Source organism: Streptomyces sp. NPDC127595 (assembly GCF_042671685.1).
Lineage (GTDB): Bacteria > Actinomycetota > Actinomycetes > Streptomycetales > Streptomycetaceae > Streptomyces.
The window spans coordinates 25,422-45,681 of the sequence record NZ_JBHXWK010000006.1 but is presented as its reverse complement, the minus strand read 5'-3'; the positions used below and the strand labels follow the sequence as shown (position 1 = coordinate 45,681).

Annotated in this window: 14 protein-coding genes; 11 read left to right on the top strand and 3 right to left on the bottom strand. The window is 69.9% G+C overall.

The features are described 5' to 3' along the window. Positions 1–92 precede the first annotated feature (92 nt). Positions 93–1,694, bottom strand: a complete 1,602-nt coding sequence (locus tag ACFVKT_RS20025) for an MFS transporter (protein WP_385733266.1) — start codon at positions 1,692–1,694, stop codon at positions 93–95. Between the two features lie 499 nt (positions 1,695–2,193). Between ACFVKT_RS20025 and ACFVKT_RS20020 the strand changes: the two genes are divergently transcribed. From ACFVKT_RS20020 to mfd, 3 genes are all read left to right on the top strand, one after another. Continuing rightward, positions 2,194–2,982, top strand: a complete 789-nt coding sequence (locus tag ACFVKT_RS20020) for an ABC transporter ATP-binding protein (RefSeq protein ID WP_385733264.1) — start codon at positions 2,194–2,196, stop codon at positions 2,980–2,982. Then, a complete protein-coding gene (locus tag ACFVKT_RS20015) occupies positions 2,979–5,558 on the top strand; it encodes an ABC transporter permease (RefSeq protein WP_385733262.1) in 2,580 nt (859 codons plus the stop codon). Before ACFVKT_RS20020 ends, ACFVKT_RS20015 begins: the two co-directional genes overlap by 4 nt. Positions 5,559–6,066: 508 nt before the next feature. Then, positions 6,067–9,597, top strand: a complete 3,531-nt coding sequence (gene mfd, locus ACFVKT_RS20010; RefSeq protein WP_385733260.1) for a transcription-repair coupling factor — start codon at positions 6,067–6,069, stop codon at positions 9,595–9,597. Positions 9,598–9,730: 133 nt separating this feature from the next. Here mfd and ACFVKT_RS20005 read toward each other — a convergent pair whose 3' ends face one another. Both ACFVKT_RS20005 and ACFVKT_RS20000 read right to left on the bottom strand, forming a co-directional pair. Further along, on the bottom strand, positions 9,731–10,696 hold the full coding sequence (locus ACFVKT_RS20005) for an MBL fold metallo-hydrolase (RefSeq protein WP_385734186.1): 966 nt from the start codon (positions 10,694–10,696) through the stop codon (positions 9,731–9,733). A gap of 174 nt (positions 10,697–10,870) precedes the next feature. Continuing rightward, positions 10,871–11,536 carry a TetR/AcrR family transcriptional regulator gene (locus ACFVKT_RS20000; protein WP_385733258.1) on the bottom strand — a complete coding sequence of 222 codons (666 nt, stop codon included), beginning with the start codon at positions 11,534–11,536 and terminating at the stop codon, positions 10,871–10,873. 115 nt (positions 11,537–11,651) lie between these two features. Here ACFVKT_RS20000 and ACFVKT_RS19995 point away from each other — a divergent pair, with 115 nt between their 5' ends. The 8 genes from ACFVKT_RS19995 (at position 11,652) to ACFVKT_RS19960 (ending at position 20,258) form a co-directional block, all read left to right on the top strand. Continuing rightward, positions 11,652–12,587 (top strand): hypothetical protein, encoded by a 936-nt coding sequence (locus ACFVKT_RS19995; protein WP_385733257.1) that lies wholly within the window; start codon positions 11,652–11,654, stop codon positions 12,585–12,587. 280 nt (positions 12,588–12,867) lie between these two features. Then, entirely contained in the window at positions 12,868–13,602 is a 735-nt protein-coding gene (locus ACFVKT_RS19990; protein ID WP_385733255.1) for an HNH endonuclease family protein, read from the top strand. A gap of 211 nt (positions 13,603–13,813) precedes the next feature. After that, positions 13,814–14,644, top strand: coding sequence for an N-acetyltransferase (locus ACFVKT_RS19985; RefSeq protein ID WP_385733253.1), 831 nt, complete (start codon positions 13,814–13,816; stop codon positions 14,642–14,644). A 264-nt stretch (positions 14,645–14,908) separates the two neighbouring features. After that, positions 14,909–15,487: a hypothetical protein gene (locus ACFVKT_RS19980; protein WP_385733251.1), complete on the top strand. Its 579-nt coding sequence runs from the start codon at positions 14,909–14,911 to the stop codon at positions 15,485–15,487. Between the two features lie 17 nt (positions 15,488–15,504). Further along, positions 15,505–17,007: a protein kinase gene (locus tag ACFVKT_RS19975; RefSeq protein WP_385734184.1), complete on the top strand. Its 1,503-nt coding sequence runs from the start codon at positions 15,505–15,507 to the stop codon at positions 17,005–17,007. 227 nt (positions 17,008–17,234) lie between these two features. Continuing rightward, positions 17,235–18,062 (top strand): glycoside hydrolase domain-containing protein, encoded by an 828-nt coding sequence (locus tag ACFVKT_RS19970; RefSeq protein ID WP_385733249.1) that lies wholly within the window; start codon positions 17,235–17,237, stop codon positions 18,060–18,062. Between the two features lie 214 nt (positions 18,063–18,276). Further along, on the top strand, positions 18,277–18,933 hold the full coding sequence (locus tag ACFVKT_RS19965; protein WP_385733247.1) for a SurA N-terminal domain-containing protein: 657 nt from the start codon (positions 18,277–18,279) through the stop codon (positions 18,931–18,933). A 161-nt stretch (positions 18,934–19,094) separates the two neighbouring features. Continuing rightward, positions 19,095–20,258 carry a nucleoside triphosphate pyrophosphohydrolase gene (locus tag ACFVKT_RS19960; protein WP_385733245.1) on the top strand — a complete coding sequence of 388 codons (1,164 nt, stop codon included), beginning with the start codon at positions 19,095–19,097 and terminating at the stop codon, positions 20,256–20,258. Positions 20,259–20,260 lie beyond the last annotated feature (2 nt).

Below are 20,260 nucleotides of genomic sequence, written 5' to 3'. Positions count from 1 at the left end.
CGTCGTTGTGGGGGTCGACGACCGTGCGAAGCCCGGGCCCATCCTCAGGGAGGCCTGCAGGGCGGCCTACAGGGAGTTCGGGAAGAAGTACATCAAAGTGCACCACGTGGAGCAGGCGACGGATCTGTGACCTCCGCGCCCTCGGTGTCCTCCGCGTCCTCCGCACCCTCGGGGTCCTGCGTTCCCTCGTCGTTCGTCAGGACCGGGAAGCGGCTCGGTGCCACGAACAGCAGGACCAGGAAGGCGAGTCCGGCGGCCACCGCCGCGCCGAAGTAGACGGCGTGCACCGCTTCGGCGACCGCGTGGCGCACCTGTGCGCCGGGGGCGCCCGAATCCAGGGCGCGGGTCACCGAGTCCAGGTCGCCCGCCCCGCCGAGCCGCGTGGCGAGCACCCCGTTGGCGATGGCGCCGAACAGCGCGGCGCCCAAAGTCTGCCCGGTCTGGCGGCAGAAGAGGACGGAGGCGGTGGTGGTGCCGCGTTCGGCCCAGCCGACGGTCGACTGGACGCCGATGAGCAGGGGGAGTTGGAAGAGGCCGAGTGCGCCGCCGAGCAGAAGCATGAGGAGAGCCGGCTGCCACGGCTCGCCCGGGTAGGGGAGGAAGGGGAAGGCCAGCAGGATGACGGTCGCCGAGCCGATGCCGATCATCGCGGTGTTGCGGAAGCCGATGCGGCGGTAGACGTGCTGACTGAGCGCCGCTGACAGGGGCCAGCTCAACGTCCATACGGAGAGCACGAATCCGGCGGCGATCGGGCCCAGGCCCAGAACCGCCTGCGCGTAGGTGGGAAGGAAGACCGTCGGGGCGACCATGAGCAGCCCCAGCGCGCCGCACGCCAGGTTCACCGCGGCGATGGTGCGCCGCCGCCACACCCAGCCGGGGATGATCGGCTCGGCGGCCCGCCGCTCGACGGCCACGACGACCGCGACCAGCACAAGTCCCGTACCGAACAGGGCGATTGACGGCGCTGACAGCCAGTCCCAGGCGACGCCGCCCTGCACCAGCGCGGTCAGCAGGACGCCCCCGCAGGCGAAGACGCCGAGTGCGCCGGCCCAGTCGATGCGGGGCCTGGCGGCCGGCTCGCGCCGGGGCTCGTACAGGTGGCGGACGATCAGCCACAGGGCGAGTGCGCCGATCGGCAGGTTGATGAGGAAGATCCACCGCCAGTCGGCGTACGCCGCGAGGACACCGCCGAGCGCGGGGCCCGCGATCGCCGAAGTCGCCCACACCGTGGACAGCTTGGCCTGGATCTTGGGGCGCTCCTTGAGCGGGTAGAGGTCGGCGGCGAGGGTCTGCACCGTGCCCTGGAGGGCGCCGCCGCCCAGGCCCTGGATGATGCGGAAGGCGATGAGCGCGGCCATGTTCCAGGCGGTGGCGCAGAGCAGCGAGCCGACGAGGAAGAGGACGGAGCCGGCGACCAGCACCGGCTTGCGGCCGAAGGTGTCGGAGAGCTTGCCGTAGACGGGGAGTGTGACGGTGACGGCCAGCAGGTAACCCGAGAAGAGCCAGGAGAAGACCGAGAAACCGCCCAGGTCGCCGACGATCTGCGGGACGGCCGTCGACACGATGGTGGCGTCGAGCGCGGCCAGCGCCATGGAGAGCATCAGGGCGGCGACGACGGGGCCGCGTCTGCCGGTGCCGCCGCCGGCACCGGGGTGCTGGGCGGCGTCGCGTATCGCAGGTCGGGTACGGCCCACTGGATTCCTTCCCCCTGCATCTATCTGCCGGGGACACTCTGCCACTTGACCCTCACGTCGCGGCAGGGTGGACGCTGGGCCGGGGTCGAGGGTGGAGATGACCCTGAGGCGTACTCCACCGGGGGGTGGACTGCCCCTAGGGGTCCCTCCTTACCAGGGCTCGGGGGGAGGTCGTACCGGCGGAGGACGAGACGGGGCGGGGTGCTTCCTTAACCTGGCTTTATGCCGCTGAGAGCAGTGCGCCAGCACCGTTGAGGGCGGCGGACCGCACCTTGGGGGGTGGGGTTTTCCCCAGCAGAAGACGGGTCCGGGCACCAGCGCGGAGGACACCCTCCGGACAGCAGACTCATCTACGCAAGCAGTTCACGCGAATCACGCAAGCAGTGCACGCGAATCATCACGCAAGCAGTGCACGCGCATCATCCACGCAAGCAGTTCACGCGAATCATCCACGCACCACCTCAGTGGCTTTTCCGCTGACCGACTTAGGAGACATACCGTGACTTCGGCTGTAACCATTCCCAGGCACGGGGGCACTGGAGGGCGTACGGCCGTTGCCGCGCGAGCGCGGCAGGTCGTCAAGGCGTACGGGTCCGGTGAGACCCGCGTCGTCGCCCTTGACCACGTCGATGTGGACATCGCGCGGGGCCAGTTCACCGCGATCATGGGCCCCTCGGGGTCCGGCAAGTCCACGCTGATGCACTGCCTCGCCGGGCTCGACACCGTGTCGAGCGGACAGATCTACCTCGACGAGACCCAGATCACCGGGCTCAAGGACAAGAAGCTCACGCAGCTGCGCCGGGACCGGATCGGCTTCATCTTCCAGGCGTACAACCTGCTGCCGACGCTGAACGCCATCGAGAACATCACGCTGCCGATGGACATCGCCGGCCGCAAGCCCGACAAGGGCTGGCTGGCCCAGGTCGTCGAGACCGTCGGGCTCGCCGACCGACTCAAGCACCGGCCGACCCAGCTCTCCGGCGGTCAGCAGCAACGCGTCGCCGTGGCAAGGGCGTTGGCCGCCCGGCCCGAGATCATCTTCGGTGACGAGCCGACCGGAAACCTGGACTCCCGTGCGGGAGCCGAGGTGCTGGGCTTCCTGCGGCGCTCCGTGGACGAGCTCGGCCAGACCATCGTGATCGTCACGCACGACCCGGTGGCGGCCTCGTACTCGGACCGTGTGCTGTATCTGGCGGACGGCCGGATCGTCGACGAGATGCACCAGCCGACGGCCGACCAGGTCCTGGACCGCATGAAGGACTTCGACGCCCGGGGGCGTACGTCATGACTGTCATGAAGACCTCCAGGCGCAACTTCTTCGCGCACAAGGGGCGGATGGCTCTGTCGGCGGTGGCGGTCATGCTGTCGGTGGCGTTCGTCTGCGGCACGCTCGTCTTCACCGACACGATGAACACGACGTTCGACAAGCTGTTCGCGGCCACCGCCTCCGATGTGACGGTCAGCGCCAAGGACGCCTCGGACACCGGGGAGACCCAGTCCGACAACGGCAGGCCGCCGGTCATACCCGCCTCCGTGCTCGGCGAGGTGAAGAAGGCCGACGGTGTGAAGTCGGCCGAGGGCACCGTCTTCTCGACCTCGGTGACCGTCGTCGACGCCGACAAGGACAGCCTGTCGCCCTCCAGCGGCGCGCCGACCATCGTCGGCAGCTGGAACAGCAACGACGCCCGCACCATGAAGATCACCTCCGGTGCGGCGCCCAAGACCGCGGACCAGGTCATGGTCGACGCCGACACCGCCGACAAGCACCACCTGAAGCTGGGTGACGAGATCGGTGTCATCAGCGCGGTCGGCACCCACCTCGCGAAGATCTCCGGGATCGCCGACTTCACCGTCACCAACCCCGGTGCCGCGATCTTCTACCTGGACACCAAGACCGCCCAGCAGACCCTGGTCGGACAGTCCGGCGTCTACACGAACGTCAACGTCACCGCGGCCTCCGGTGTCACCGACGCGCAGCTCAAGCAGAACGTCGTGGCGGAACTCGGTGCCGGCTACCAGGTGCAGACCGCCAAGGAGCTCTCGGACGCGAACTCCAAGGACGTCGAGAGCTTCATGAGCGTGATGAAGTACGCGATGCTCGGCTTCGCCGGGATCGCCTTCCTCGTCGGCATCTTCCTGATCATCAACACCTTCTCGATGCTGGTCGCCCAGCGCACCCGCGAGATCGGCCTGATGCGCGCCATCGGCTCCTCCCGCAGGCAGGTCAACCTGTCGGTGCTCGTCGAGTCGCTGCTGCTCGGCTTCTTCGGCTCGGTGCTCGGGGTCGGCGCGGGTGTCGGCATCGCCGTCGGACTGATGGAGCTCATGAGCTCCATGGGCATGGAGCTGTCGACGTCCGACCTGACCATCGCGTGGACGACCCCGGTGGTCGGGCTGCTGCTCGGCGTGCTGGTCACGGTGTTCGCGGCGTACGTGCCCGCCCGGCGCGCCGGCAAGGTCTCGCCGATGGCCGCGCTGCGCGACGCCGGTACGCCGGCCGACGGCAAGGCGGGTCTTGTGCGCGGTCTGATCGGCCTGGTCCTCACCGGTGCGGGAGTCGCCTCGCTCTACGCGGCGGCGACGGCCGACAAGGCGAGCGAGGGTTCGCTCGTCCTCGGTGCCGGTGTGGTGCTGACCCTCATCGGGTTCGTCATCATCGGCCCGCTGCTCGCGGGACTGGTGGTTCGGGTGCTCAGCGTGGTGGTGCTGCGTGCCTTCGGTCCGGTCGGGCGGATGGCCGAGCGCAACGCGCTGCGCAACCCGCGCCGCACCGGTGCCACCGGCGCGGCCCTGATGATCGGCCTCGCGCTGGTCGCCTGCCTCTCCGTGGTCAGCTCCTCGATGGTGGCCTCCGCCACCGACCAGTTCGACAAGACCGTCGGCACGGACTTCATCATCGAGTCCGACAGCGGCCAGCTGATCACCCCGCAGGCGGTGCGGGCCGTGAAGGCGGCCGAGGGACTGGAGAGCGTCACCGAGTACAAGTGGACCGAGGCCGACTTCAGCACCCCCGACGGCAAGACCGTCAAGGACACCGCGATCACGGCGGCCGATCCGACGTACGCACAGGACCTGGCCACCAAGACCGTCGCCGGCAAGCTCGAGGACGCGTACAAGCCGGGCTCGATGTCCGTCCACGAGAACTTCGCCAAGGACCACGGCATCACCCTCGGGTCCAAGATCGGCGTCGACTTCAAGGACGGCTCCGAGGCCCAGTTGACGGTCCGCGCGATCACCAGCAGCGACGTCGTCCTCGACACGGGTGCGATGTACACGTCGATCGACACTCTCGCCAAGTACGTCCCGGCCGACAGGATGCCCCTCGACCAGCTGGTCTTCGCCTCGGCGAAGGACGGCCAGGAGGCGGCCGCCTACAAGTCGCTGAGCGCTGCGCTGCACGACTATCCGCAGTACACGGTCAGTGACCAGACCGACTACAAGCAGGCGATGAAGGACCAGATCAGCCAGCTCCTCAACATCATCTACGGGCTGCTGGCCCTGGCGATCATCGTCGCGATCCTGGGTGTCGTGAACACCCTGGCCCTGTCGGTGGTGGAGCGGACCCGTGAGATCGGCCTCATGAGGGCCATCGGCCTCTCCCGCCGCCAGCTGCGCCGGATGATCCGCCTGGAGTCGGTCGTCATCGCCCTCTTCGGCGCCCTCCTCGGGCTCGGGCTGGGCATGGGCTGGGGCGCGACCGCCCAGAAGCTGCTGGCCCTGGAAGGCCTGAAGATCCTTGAGATCCCCTGGCCGACCATCATCGCCGTCTTCGTCGGCTCCGCGTTCGTCGGCCTCTTCGCCGCCCTGATCCCGGCGTTCCGGGCGGGCCGGATGAACGTCCTGAACGCGATCGCCACCGAGTAATCGAGTAATCGAGTTACTGAGTCGCTGAGTAACTGAGTAACCGAATAGCCACCGCGTACGGGGGTCGCGGGGGAGCGGGCCCGGTGGCCGGAGGGAGTGTCCTTCGGCCACCGGGCCCGAGCCGTGTGCGTCGGCTGGGGGTAGTTTTTCGCCCCCTCCGCCCCTACCCGTCCCTTGTTCCTGGGGCTCCGCCCCAGACCCCGCCAGGGGCCGCTGCCCCCTGGACCCCCGCTCCTCAAACGCCGGAGGGGCTGAAGATTTCCCCGGCGGGCGCTGAAATCTTTCAGCTCCGGCCGGGGGAGATCTTTCAGCCCGTCCGGCGTTCGAGGACGAGCGCTTTCAGCGCGACAGCGGGGGTCTGGGGGCGGCAGCCCCCAGAGACGCCCACACCCGCCCCGGGTACCCACGACCCCACAGCGAGCGCAGCGCCGACGTACGCTGGAGGCCCCCGGCCCGGAACACGTGTCGGGTCGTTCGCGTTGCCCACTCCCCGGGATGGAAGCCCTTCATGAGCCTGCACGGTCTGCTCGACGCCGTCGTCAAGGACGCCGCTCTCACGGAAGCGGTGAAGGCCGCGGGCGACGGCAACCGGATGCACATCGACCTGGTCGGCCCGCCCGCGGCCCGCCCCTTCGCGGTGGCGGCACTGGCCCGGGAGGCTGGCCGTACCGTACTGGCGGTGACGGCGACGGGCCGCGAGGCCGAGGACCTGGCCGCCGCGCTGCGCTCCCTCCTTCCGCCGGAGGGGATCGTGGAGTACCCGTCCTGGGAGACGCTCCCGCACGAGCGGCTGTCGCCGAGGTCGGACACGGTGGGCCGCCGCCTGGCGGTACTGCGCCGGCTGGCGCACCCGCGCCCCGACGACCCGGAGACCGGCCCGGTCTCGGTCGTCGTCGCGCCGATCCGCTCCGTGCTTCAGCCGCAGGTCAGGGGCCTCGGCGACCTGGAGCCGGTCGCCCTGCGCACGGGCCAGAGCGCCGACCTGGGCGACATCGTCGAAGCGCTCGCGGCAGCCGCGTACTCCCGGGTCGAGCTGGTCGAGAGGCGCGGCGAGTTCGCGGTCCGCGGCGGCATCCTCGACGTCTTCCCGCCCACCGAGGAGCACCCCCTGCGGGTGGAGTTCTGGGGCGACGACGTCGAGGAGATCCGCTACTTCAAGGTCGCCGACCAGCGCTCGCTGGAGGTGGCCGCGCACGGATTGTGGGCCGCGCCCTGCCGTGAACTGCTGCTCACGGACGACGTACGGGCGCGGGCGGCCCGGCTTGCGGAGGAGCACCCGGAGCTGGGCGAGCTGCTCGGCAAGATCGCCGAGGGTATCGCCGTAGAGGGCATGGAATCGCTTGCTCCGGTCCTGGTGGACGAGATGGAGTTGCTGATCGACGTACTGCCCGAGGGCTCGATGGCCGTCGTGTGCGACCCGGAGCGGGTGCGGACGCGGGCTTCGGACCTGGTGGCGACCTCGCAGGAGTTCCTCCAGGCGTCCTGGGCGGCGACCGCGGGCGGCGGCGAGGCACCTATCGACGTCGACGCGGCGTCCTTGTGGTCCATCGCGGACGTACGGGACCGGGCGCGCGAGCTGGACATGATGTGGTGGTCGGTGTCGCCCTTCGCCGCCGACGACGAGCTGGACGCGGACACCCTGAAGCTCGGCATGCACGCCCCCGAGACCTACCGCGGTGACACGGCGAGGGCGCTGGCCGACACCAAGGGCTGGCTGGCCGACGGCTGGCGCACGGTGTACGTCACCGAGGCGCACGGCCCGGCCGCGCGCACCGTCGAGGTCCTGGGCGGCGAAGGCATCGCGGCCCGCCTGGACACGGACGTGGCGGACATCAGCCCCTCGGTCGTCCATGTCTCCTGCGGTTCGATCGACTACGGCTTCACCGACCCGGTCCTCAAGCTCGCCGTCCTGACGGAGACCGACCTCTCCGGCGCGAAGGCGGCCGGCAAGGACGGCGCGCGGATGCCGGCCCGCCGCCGCAAGACCATCGACCCGCTGACGCTGGAAATGGGCGACTACATCGTCCACGAGCAGCACGGCGTGGGCCGCTACATCGAGATGGTGCAGCGCACCGTCCAGGCCGCGACCCGCGAGTACCTGGTCGTCGAGTACGCCCCCGCCAAGCGCGGCCAGCCCGGCGACCGCCTCTACATCCCCACCGACCAGCTCGAACAGATCACCAAGTACGTCGGCGGCGAGGCCCCGACCCTGCACCGGCTCGGCGGCGCGGACTGGACGAAGACCAAGGCGCGGGCGAAGAAGGCGGTCAAGGAGATCGCCGCGGACCTCATCAAGCTGTACTCGGCGCGGATGGCGGCGCCCGGGCACGCCTTCGGCCCCGACACCCCCTGGCAGCGCGAGCTGGAGGACGCCTTCCCGTACGCGGAGACCCCCGACCAGCTCACCACCATCGCCGAGGTCAAGGACGACATGGAGAAGACGGTCCCGATGGACCGCCTGGTCTGCGGCGACGTCGGCTACGGCAAGACGGAGATCGCGGTCCGCGCCGCCTTCAAGGCCGTACAGGACGGCAAGCAGGTCGCGGTGCTCGTCCCCACCACCCTGCTGGTGCAGCAGCACTTCGGGACCTTCTCCGAGCGCTACTCCCAATTCCCCGTGAACGTGAAGGCGTTGTCCCGCTTCCAGACGGACACGGAGGCGAAGGCGGTCCTGGAGGGCCTGCGTGAGGGCTCGGTCGACCTGGTCATCGGCACCCACCGGCTCTTCTCCGCGGAGACCAAGTTCAAGGACCTCGGCCTGGTCATCGTCGACGAGGAACAGCGGTTCGGCGTCGAGCACAAGGAGCAGCTGAAGAAGCTGCGCGCGAACGTGGACGTACTGACGATGTCGGCGACCCCGATTCCGCGAACTCTGGAGATGGCCGTGACGGGCATCCGTGAGATGTCGACGATCACCACCCCGCCGGAGGAGCGCCACCCGGTGCTGACCTTCGTCGGCCCCTACGAGGAGAAGCAGATCGGCGCCGCGATCCGCCGTGAACTGCTGCGCGAGGGCCAGGTCTTCTACATCCACAACCGGGTCGAGTCCATCGACCGGGCGGCGGCCAGGTTGCGGGAGATCGTCCCGGAGGCGCGTATCGCGACCGCCCACGGCCAGATGTCCGAGCAGTCCCTGGAACAGGTGGTCGTCGACTTCTGGGAGAACAAGTTCGACGTGCTCGTCTCGACGACGATCGTCGAATCGGGCATCGACATCTCCAACGCCAACACCCTGATCGTGGAGCGCGGCGACAACTTCGGCCTCTCCCAACTCCACCAGCTCCGGGGACGAGTCGGCCGAGGCCGTGAGCGCGGCTACGCCTACTTCCTCTACCCGCCGGAGAAGCCCCTGACCGAGACCGCGCACGAGCGCCTCGCGACCATCGCCCAGCACACCGAGATGGGCGCGGGCATGTACGTCGCCATGAAGGACCTGGAGATCCGCGGCGCGGGCAACCTGCTCGGCGGCGAACAGTCCGGCCACATCGCGGGCGTCGGCTTCGACCTCTACGTACGCATGGTCGGCGAGGCGGTCGCCGACTACCGGGCCTCCCTTGACGGCACCGTCGAGGAAGCGCCGCCCCTGGAGGTCAAGATCGAGCTCCCGGTCGACGCACACGTCCCGCACGACTACGCGCCGGGCGAGCGCCTCCGCCTCCAGGCCTACCGCTCCATCGCCTCCGCCAACACGGAGGAGGACGTCAAGGCCGTACGCGAGGAACTCGTCGACCGCTACGGCAAGTTGCCGGAGCCGGTGGAGAACCTGCTGCTCGTCGCGGGCCTCCGCATGCTCGCCCGCGCCTGCGGAGTCGGCGAGGTCGTCCTCCAGGGCAACAACATCCGCTTCGCACCGGTGGAGTTGAGGGAGTCCCAGGAGCTGCGCCTGAAGCGGCTTTACCCGGGAACGGTCATCAAGCCGACCGCGCACCAGCTCCTGGTACCGCGCCCGAAGACGGCCAAGGTGGGCGGAAAGCCGTTGGTGGGGCGCGAGTTGCTGGGGTGGACCGGGGAGTTCCTGGCGACGATTCTCGGGTCGTAGGCGGCAGGAAGGTTACGAGGGTTGGTTGCTGGGGCCAGAGGCCAGAGGCCAGAGGCCAGAGGCCAGAGGCCAGAGGCCAGAGGCCAGAGGCCTGGGGCCTGGGGCCTGGGGCCTGGGGCCAGAGGCCTGGGGTTTACGAGGGTTGCTGGGCTGTAGGTGTTGAGGCGGGGGCTGCGGTGCGGGTCTGTGAGCCGGGGCGGCTGCGGCTTACCGGGGGGCCGGCCGTTGCCCATGCGCCGAGGGCGAACCCGGCACCCTCCCTTCGGACTTCCAGGGCACCCGCACCTCCGAAGTGTGCGGGGACGAGCAGTTCCCGTTCGTCGGCGGCCCGTCCGAGGATCCGGCGGCGGCTGGCCACCGCTTGTTCCGGGGCCAGGCAGGCGTTGCTGTTGCAGCAGGGCTCGATGATCTGCACCGGGCTGTGCAGCAGATCTCCGACGAAGACCGCCCGGTCGCTTCCGGACGCGAGTCGCAGCACGGCCGAGCCGGGGGTGTGACCGGGCGCGGACTCCAGCGTGAGGTGTTCGTCGACGCGGTGGAGACCGTCCCACAGCACGGCCTGTCCGGCATGATGGATCGGCGCGATGCTGTCCTCGTAGATCAGGCGGTCGACCTCCTTGAGGCCTTTCCCGTACGAGTTGTCCGGACCGTAGTGGAAGTCGTCGGCGGCCGGAATGAGGTACTGGGCATTGGGGAACGTCGGTACCCACGCTCCGTCCGCGTCGACGGTGTTCCAGCCGACGTGATCGACGTGGAGGTGGGTGTTGACGACGACGTCGACATCCTGCGGGCGGACACCGGCCTTCGCCAGGAGGCCGAGGAAATCACCCTGACTCCGGTGGAACGGCCCCATGCCCGGTCGCTCGCGCCCGTTGCCCACACCGGTGTCGATCAGAACGGTCCGCCCACCGCTGCGCAGCACCCAGGACTGCAGCGTCATCACCGTCAAGTCGCTGTCCGGCTCCCAGTGGTCCGGTGCCAGCCAGTCCTTGTTGTCCTCCCACACCTCGGCAGCGGCTCCCGGGAACATGCTGGAGGTGGGCAGGAACGGTACGTGCCACTCGACGACCCGGATGACCTCGACATCCCCCAACACCATGCTCTGCACACGCTCGTTCTCGTGCGTTGCGTTCTCGTCCTTCGCGTTCTCGTCCTTCGCGTTCTCGTCCTTCGCGTTCTTGTCCTTCGGGTTCCTGTCCTTCGCGTTCCTGTCCGTCACGCTCTCCTCTGTCACGTTCTTGTTCGTTCTCTCACACGTCCAAGGCCAGACAGGTCAGGCTGACTTGGGCCGGAACAGCATCTCCGTCAGCGTGCGGAAAACCTCCTCGGGGTCCTGGTCGCCGACCGGGCCGTCCAGGTTGTGGCCGAGGAGCAGCGTGGCGAAGCCGTGGGCCAGGGACCAGGCGGCGACTCCGGCGAGGCGGGGGTCGACACCGCGGCCCTCGGGCGGGACCGCGGCGACGGCGGTGCGGAGGTGTTCGCCTGCCAGGGTCCGGGCGGTGGTCAGCTCCAGGTCGTTCGCGCGGAGCAGTTCCGGCGTGAACATCACCTGGAAGTGCGCCGGGTGCTCGCGCGCGAAGCGTACGTAGCGGACGCCTGCGTCCTTGAGATCCGCGGCCTCCGCCAGCGTGACGGCCAGCAGCCCGTAGCCCTCGGCCGCGATCGCGGTGAGCAGGCCGGTGCGGTCCTTGAAGTGGTGGGCCGGCGCCGCGTGCGAGACACCGGCGCGGCGGGCCAGGTCGCGCAGGCTCAGCGCGGACGGGCCGTCGGCGCCGATGACGTCGAGTGCGGTGTTGAGGATCGCGCGGCGCAGATCGCCGTGGTGGTAGGGGCGGGGGGCGTCACTGGTCACGGCGTTGGCGTCAACGGCTGTGCTGTTGGCGTCGGCATTGCTACTCGCGCCGGTATCGCTACTCGTGTCGGTATTGGCAGGGGCCATGGTCATCAGCGTACGCGGAATCTAGGCATTGACAAGTTGCGAGGGTTCGGGCAATCTTGTCAGTGTCAAGTTGTGGGCGCATCGCAATGGTCGATGCGGGACGAGGGGGTGGGCCATGTCTGAGAACGTCAGTGAGGCGGGCAAGGGTGGCGCGGTGAAAGGCGACCGTGTCGAACTGGGAGACGACCGTGTCGAACTTGGCCGGGTGCGCCAGATGTGGCACCTGCTGGAGCCGCTGCACGCCGTGCTCTATTACGCACCGGAGGCCTTCGAGGAGGCGGCCGCACTCGGGTACGGGACCGAGGAGCGCTGGCCGAGCTACTTCCCCTACCGCGCCGCCCCGTTGGGGGAGGTCGGGAGCGGCCGCGTGGCCTCCGCCTTCTACAGCTTCAGCCCGCGCATGGTCGGCGAACACACGGACTCCGCGTGGCGGACAGCGAGTCCTGGTCAGGTGCTGAAAGCACGGGAGCGGGCTGTCGACCGGGCTTACCGCGCGATATTCGGCGAGCGCCTATCCAGTCCCGAACTCGCGCAGGCCGCCTCGCTGGCCCGCCGCGCCGCCGAGGCCGCGAACACCGCAGGCCGCCCGCTGGCCGCCGCCAACGCGGAGTTGGCATGGCCCGAGGCCCCGCACCTCCAGCTGTGGCACGCGGCGACGATCCTGCGTGAGCACCGGGGAGACGGCCACCTCGCGGCCCTGCTCGTCGCGGGCCTGGACCCCGTCGAGTCCCTCGTCTCCTTCGCGGCGATCGGCGCGGCCTCCGTGGAGCGCTTCGAGAGCCGTGGGTGGAGCCCCGAGGAATGGGCCGCCGCGCGCCAACGGCTCGTCGGGCGCGGCCTGCTGACCGAGACAGGTACCGCCACCGACGCCGGCCGCGAACTGCGCCGCCAGGTCGAACTACACACGGACGAGCTGGCCGCGGCTCCCTGGCAGGCGCTCGGGCCCGACGCCGTTGGGCAACTCGCCGAGCTTTTGGGGGAGTTCTGGGTCGCGGTGCTCGGCTCAGGACTGCTGCCTTCGGAGACGACGCTCGGCATCGGAAAGGTTTGACGGGCAAGGAAGGGGAGAGAAGGGCAACGGCCCATAGGAGCAAGGGTTTACGCCGTGCTCTCGTCCAGAGTTCCTTCCGGTGCTTTCGCTGGTGCTCCTTCCGGTGCTCCTGCTTGGGCTTTCCCGGGGCTTCTTCCGGAGGTGCCTCACCACCGGCGATACACCGGCGTGCACCTCTTGCCCTCGCGGGCAGGTATGGCCGAGGTATCGCGGCCACTACCTTGGGATCAGGGGAAACGCGCTCGTACCGGGCGTGTCCGGCTAGCAAGGGGAGGGCGTCGTGGCGCGTCTGCGGGGTGGGGGTGCGGGGTCCGCGCTGATGGTGTTCGTGGTGGGTGTCAGCCTCGGTGTCAGTGGCTGCAAGATCGAGCCCGAGGACGGAGCCGCGGGCCCGGAGGAGACGGTGGCGGGCGGCGCCGCTCTCACCGCCGTGGACTCACTGACCGTCAAGGGGCGCGCGCCCAAGACTGGTTACTCCAGGGAGAAGTTCGGCACGGCCTGGGCCGACACGGACTCCAATGACTGCGACACCCGCGACGACATCCTCAAACGGGACCTGGAGGACGTGAAGTTCAGCGACGGCGACTGCAAGGTGTCCTCCGGGGAGCTCAACCCGGACCACTACACGGGCAAGGACGTGACGTTCACCCGAGGACACAGCCTGGTCGACATAGACCACGTCATAGCGCTCTCGGACGCCTGGCAGAAGGGCGCCAAGTACTGGGACGCCAGCAAGCGGATAGCTCTCGCCAACGACCCGCTCAACCTCCGCGCCGTCGACTCCAGCACCAACCGCAGCAAGGGCGACGGCGACGCGGCGACCTGGCTCCCGCCCAACAAGGCGTACCGCTGCACCTATGTCGCAGCCCAGGTGGCCGTCAAGAAGAAGTACGAGCTGTGGGTCACCAGCAGCGAGAAGGCCGCGATGAAGCGGGTGCTCTCCAGCTGCCCCGACCAGAAAATACCGTCCGGCGGCAACCCGACGAGCGCCCCGGCCCGCTTTCACGCGGACTGATTCACGCCGACCGGTTTCCGCGAACCGGTTTCCGCGGACTGATCCCGCGGACTGGCTTTCCCGTGGACTGAGGGCGTCGCCGGTGATACGGGCGCCGGGCGTTGGGCTCGGCCGCTTGGGCGGGCGACCACCTGATGGACGGCCTGGGCCGGCACCTGAGGCAGGCGCAAACCCGTTTCGCTGTGAACCGGCGGCGCCTACCGTGACTCGCATGCAGCTGGAGATGTCGAGTCTCGCCGAGCGTCCGGAGATGCTCGGTCAGGTGGTCGGGATGGCCAACACCTGGCCGGAGTTCCTGCTCCACGACCCGGTCGGCAACGCGCACTACGGCCGGATCGCCACCGAGCTCCCGGAGTACGTGCTGTTCGCCGAGGACGAGCACGGGGATGTGGTCGCGCACGCGTACAGCGTTCCGTTCGCGCTCACCGAGGAGGAGTACGAGGGCGCGTACGAGTATGAGTACGAGGGTGACGCGTCCCGGGTCGCCCAGGTCGGCCGGTTCGCCCAAGTCGCCCCGGGCACCCGGCGCGAGCTGCCCGCGCGAGGCTGGGACGACGTACTGGCCCGTGCCTTCGCCGATCGGCGGCGCGGCACACCCCCCGACACGGTGAGCGCCATCTCGATCGTGGTCGCCCCGCACGCCCAGGGCGGCGGTCTGTCGGCCTGGATGCTCCGGGCGATGCGGGACAACGCCCGTGCGCAGGGCTTCGGCGAGGTCGTCGCCCCCGTCCGCCCCAGCGCCAAGCACCTGGAACCGCGGACGCCGATGGAGGAGTACGCGTTCCGCGAGCGGGCCGACGGGCTGCCGCACGACCCGTGGCTTCGTGTCCACGTCCGGGCCGGCGGCGTCATCGAGACGGTGGCGCCGGCATCGATGACGGTGGCGGCCTCGCTGGCGGAGTGGCGCGACTGGACGGGCCTGCCCTTCGACAGGGAGGGCCTCGTGGAAGTGCCCGGCGCGCTGGTGCCGGTGCACTGCGAACCGGGCCGGGGATACGCCGTGTACGTCGAGCCCAATGTGTGGGTGCGGCACACGCTTTGACCCGTCCACCGCACCGGCCGATGGCCCTATCCACCGCTACCCGGCCGCGCAACCATCGAGTCCCTGGGACCCCTGGTCTCCCTGGGACTCCCCGAGACGCGGGCGAAGTGATCGGCCCGACAACGGTTCGGTACAACCCGGGACCGGTTGTCCTTGTCGGCCTATACGCTCGGACTTCGAGCTTATCTGTCCTTCATCATCAGCTCTCCATCATCATCAGCTCTTCCTCATCAGTCGTTTCTCATCAGGTCACCGGGAGAAGTCATGTACGGCCACGGCGCGGCGCCGCCCTCCCGCAGTTCGGGCACCGTCATCACCCTCCGTGTGCTGATCGCCGCCGCCGGGTTCCTCACCTGCGGACTTCTCGCGTGCGTCCCGCTGTTCAGGGTGGCCGTGATGCGTGGCAGGTCGTACGACTGGGTGCTGGCCTGGGTGAGTCTGCCTCTCGCGATCGGCGGTCTCGCCGTGATCGGCTCGCTGCCCGAGGAGGACGTCAGGACCGATGTCGCGCTGGCCGTCATCCTTCTGCTCGGCGCGTTCGCCTCCGTGCACTTCCTGATCGCCGACATCCAGCACCACCGCCAGGGGCCGCCGTTCCCCGGCTACATACCCCAGCGGCCGCCGGTCGCCGGATACGGCTACCCACAGGCCGGGTCCCCGTACGCCGCCACGCACCCGCAGACGCCGGTGCCACCGGCTTCCGCGCCGCACACCCCCGTTCCGCCGCCCGCGCCGCCGCCGCAGCGCCCCGCGCCCGCCCGTATCGACCAGGTGCGCGCCGAGCTCGACGAGCTCAGTGACTATCTGCGCAAGCACGAGAGCAACCCCGAGGACGGCCGGTGAGCGTGGCGGCAAAACGTATGGTCGCCGACCGCTACGAACTGTCCACGCTCATCGGGCAGGGCGGTATGGGTCAGGTGTGGACGGCCTACGACCAGCGTCTGGACCGACGTGTCGCGGTGAAGCTGCTGCGCCCCGACAAGGTCGCGGGCCAGGAGGCCGACGAGCTGCGGCGCCGCTTCGTGCGCGAGTGCCGCGTCACCGCACAGGTCGACCACCCCGGCCTGGTCACGGTCCACGACGCGGGCAGCGAGGGCGAGGAGCTGTTCCTCGTCATGCAGTACGTCGACGGCTCCGACCTCGCCGACCACCTCGCCGAACACACCCCCTACCCCTGGCAGTGGGCGGTCTCTGTGGCCGCGCAACTGTGCGCCGTGCTGAGCGCCGTGCACGCCGTCCCGATCGTCCACCGCGACCTGAAGCCACGGAACGTGATGGTCAAGCAGGACGGCACGGTCACCGTCCTCGACCTCGGCGTCGCCTCCGTCATGGACACCGACACCACCCGCCTGACCCACACCGGCTCACCCATCGGCAGCCCGGCCTACATGGCGCCCGAGCAGGCCATGGGCGGCGCGGTCGGCCCGTACACGGACCTGTACGCACTCGGCGTACTCCTCCATGAACTCCTCAGTGGGGACGTGCCGTTCTCGGGCTCGACGGCCCTCGGTGTCCTGCACAGGCACCTCTACGAGCCGCCGCTCCCGGTGCGCCGGCTGCGCGCCGAGGTTCCGCCCGCCCTGGAGGCCCTCGTTCTGCGCCTGCTGTCCAAGGACCCGCAGCACCGGCCGGCGTCCGCCCAGGAGACGTACGAGCAACTGCTCCCGCTGCTGCCGGGGCGCGGCATGCCCACAGGTGCCCCGCTCGACCCCACGCGCCCCTTCCTGCGCCCGCACGCCCCCTGGCCGGACCGCGCGCGTATCCCCGCGGCCCAGCCGCAGGCCGCGCCCGTCGTGGAGAAGCCGGACGTCGTGGGCGCCGTCGACGAGGTGAAGCGTCTGCTCGGGGAGGGACGCATCACGCAGGCCGTCGACATCCTCGGTGCGATCCTTCCGGCGGCCGCCGCCGAGCACGGCGCGCACTCCACCGTCGTACGCACCCTGCGCAAGCAGTACGCCGCCACGCTCATGGACGACGGCCAGTACCGGCGCGCACTGCCCGAACTGCGCCGTCTCGCCGACGAACGGGCGAGCGAGGCGGGCCAGTCCGACCCGCAGTCCCTGCGCTTTCGCTACGACGCCGCCCAATGCCTCGAACAGCTCGGCGAACCCGCCGCCGCACTCGCGGAGTACCGCGCGCTGCTGCCGTACTACGAGAACCAGTACGTCGCCGGCGACCCCGGGCTTTCCCTCGAAGTCCGCCGCCGCATGGGCCACCTGCTGCTCGCGCTCGGCGACCGCGGCGCCGCCCACGACACACTGGCCCGGCTGCTGCATGACGTGGAACGCCTGAGCGGGCCCGGGCATCCGATGACGGCGGAGATCCGACGGACCTTGCAGTGGCTGGGGCAGGTCCGGGGGTAGAGCGCGCACGGGGGAGAACACGTAAGGGGAGGGGAGAGAACACGTACGGGGGAGAACACGTAGGGGTTTGCGCCGGCTTGGCTGATCCTTGTGATGATCCAGGCCCAGGGTTTTCCGAACGAGGGTGCGGTTCCGGATACGGTGCGATCCGCCTGCGCGTCGCAGCGGACGCAAAGCCGGCACGCAGCCAGCGAACAGTCAGAGCACAACCAAGGGTGGGGTAACGCATGTCCAGCCATCGTCAGTCCAAGAAGCGCAGATACGTGGCATGGGCCACGGCCGGTGTCGCCGTGGTCGCCGGAGCCGGGATCGCCGCGCAGAACTCGATGGCGGCCACCACCTGGCCCGCGCAGCGGACATACACCGGGCGCGCCTTCGACGCCTGCACCGCGCCCTCCCTCAACGCGATGAAGGCCTGGCACGGCGGGCTCTACGGCGCCGCCGCCGTCTACATCGGCGGCAAGAACCGCGGCTGCGCCCAGCCCAACCTCACCGCCTCCTGGGTCAAGTCGGTCAGCACGGTCGGCTGGAAACTCATCCCGCTCTACGTCGGCGCCCAGCCGCCCTGCCAGACCGGCTCCAGCCCCGAGAAGATCACCGCCGCCACCGCCGCCTCACTCGGCGCCACCGACGCCGCGGACGCCGTGAAGCAGGCCTCCGCCCTCGGTATGAAGGCCGGCAGCCCGATCTACCTGGACATGGAGGCGTACGACATCACCGACACGGCCTGCAACAACGCGGTGCTGACGTATGTGCGCGCCTTCGACAAGGCCCTGCGCGCCAAGATCTACCGCTCCGGCTACTACGGCTTCTCAAGCTCCAGCGCCAAGGCCATCGCCGTCGCGACCGACCGCACGGACCTGCCGGGCAACATGTGGTACGCCCTGTGGGACAAGCAGAACACCACCACGGCCGACTGGCCGTTCGCGGCCAGCCTGTGGACCAACCACAGCCGGGCCCACCAGTACATGGTGAACAGCAAGGAGACCCGCGGCGGTTACACGATCACCGTGGACCGCAACGCGTGGGACGCGCCGGTGGCGATCACCGGCTGAGGACGCGCTCAGGACACGGGCTCAAGAGACAGGCCCCGGGTGCGGGCTCAAGAGACAGGCACTCGACACGGGCTAGGGACGTCGTGCCGGTGCGGCGGTGCCTGAACTGCTTGCGAATCGTTGGTCGAATGGGTGGCCGAGAGCTGGGCCACTGCCTACCATCGATCACCGCAAGACTTTGTGCACCGCCGCACAATCGCCTCGGGAGGCTTCCTTGCACCGCCGCCGCACCGCGCTCGTCCTGTCCGCCGCGATCGTTGCCGCGGCCCCCCTTCTCACCGCCTGCGGCAGCGAGGCGCATCCCGGTGCCGCGGCCGTCGTAGGCGGGCAGCGGATCACCGTCGCACAGCTGGAGAACCGTGTGAACGAGGTGCGCACGGCACAGCGCGCCGCCTCCACGGACGAGGCCCAGTACAAGCAGGCCGTCTCCCAGACCAGCAGCCTCACCCGCGACACCCTCCACACTCTGGTCCTCGACCGGGTCCTCGACGAGGCCGCGAAGAGCGCGGGCGTGAGCGTCACCCGCAAGGACACCCAGCAGCTGCGTACGTCCCTGGAGCAGCAGGCGGGCGGCGCGAAGGCGCTGGAGTCGGCCTGGCTGACGCAGTACGGGGTGGCCCCCAAGCGTCTCGACGACAGCCTCCGCACCGAGATCGAGGCCCAGAAGCTCGCCGCCGCGATCGGCGCCGACATGAACACCACCGACGGCCAGGCCACCTTCTGGAAGGCGATGTCCGAGGCCTCCAAGAAACTGGACGTCGACCTGAACCCGCGCTACGGCGCCTGGGACGTCCAGAAGAGCAGCCGCGTCGACGTGAAGACGCCGTGGCTGCGGGAGGTCACGGCGACCCAGACGCCGGAGACGGCGTAACGGACGGCCCGGGGGTCCGGGCACGGGGCTGTGGATAAACGGTTCCGCGTCCGGGCCCGTTGCCGACGTCGTGCGGCCGCCCGACCTGGGAACGGCCGGGATGGCCGGCCGGCCTGTGGATAACCGGCGGGGCGGTCGGCGGTGTGGGTTACGTTCGAGGGGTGAACGCAACCAGCTTCGACGGCGGCCCGGACGCCACCGGCACCGCTGCCCAGGTCCCCGGCACCGCTGCCCCCGCCCCTGACGCCGCTGCCTGCGCGGCGCACGACGCGGCCCCCGCCACCGGCACCGCTGCCCAGGTCCCCGGCACCGCGGCCCCCGCGCCCGGCAGAGATGCCCCCGGCACCGCTGCCCCCGCCCCCGGCCGTATCGTCCTGCTCACCACCAGCCACCGCGTCGCCCCCGGTCTGCTGTCCTGGCCCGCCTGGCAAGTGCTGCGCGGCGCCGACCAGGTGCTGTGCGCGGACGGCAGCCACCCGCAGCTGCCCTACCTCCGCGAGGCGGGCATCACCGTCGACGAGACAGCGCCGAACGCGCAGGAGCTGATCGACGCCTGCGCCGGCGGCCGCACGGTGGTCGTCGTCGCCACCGGTGAGGGTGAGCCCCGGCTGACCGACGGGCTGTCCCGGCTCGCGGGCTCCGGTCGCATACAGATGCCGGACCTGGAGCTGCTCCCCGCCTCGTACGACCTGCCGGGTGCCCGCTTCCTCGACCTCGTCCAGGTCATGGACCGCATTCGCGTCGAGTGCCCCTGGTCGTCCCAGCAGACCCATGAGGGCCTGGCGAAGTACGGCATCGAGGAGGCGTACGAGCTGGTCGAGGCGATCGAGGAGGGCGACCGGGACGAGCTGCGGGAGGAACTCGGCGATGTCCTGCTCCAGGTCGTCTTCCACGCCCGGATCGCCGAGGAAGGCGGTCCGGAGGAAGAGGACACCCCCTTCTCCATCGACGACGTCGTCGGCGGCATCGTCACGAAGCTGATCCACCGCCACCCGCACGTCTTCGGCGACGAGACCGCCACGACCCCCGAGGAGGTCAAGGAGCACTGGCTGCGCACCAAGGCCGAGGAGAAGCGCCGGACATCCGTGACAGAGGGAATCCCGCTGGGCCAGCCGGGCCTGGCTCTGGCGGCGAAGCTGGCATCCCGGGTGCGCACGGCGGGACTTGACGTCGAACTCCCCCGGGGAGAAGGCGTCGGCTACGAGCTCCTTGCCATAGCCACCCGCGCCGAGGCCGAGGGCGTGGACCCGGAGACAGCACTACGAACGGCGGCCCGCGCGTACCGCGACGCGATCCGCGCGACGGAGCGAGCCGGGGAGGTATGACC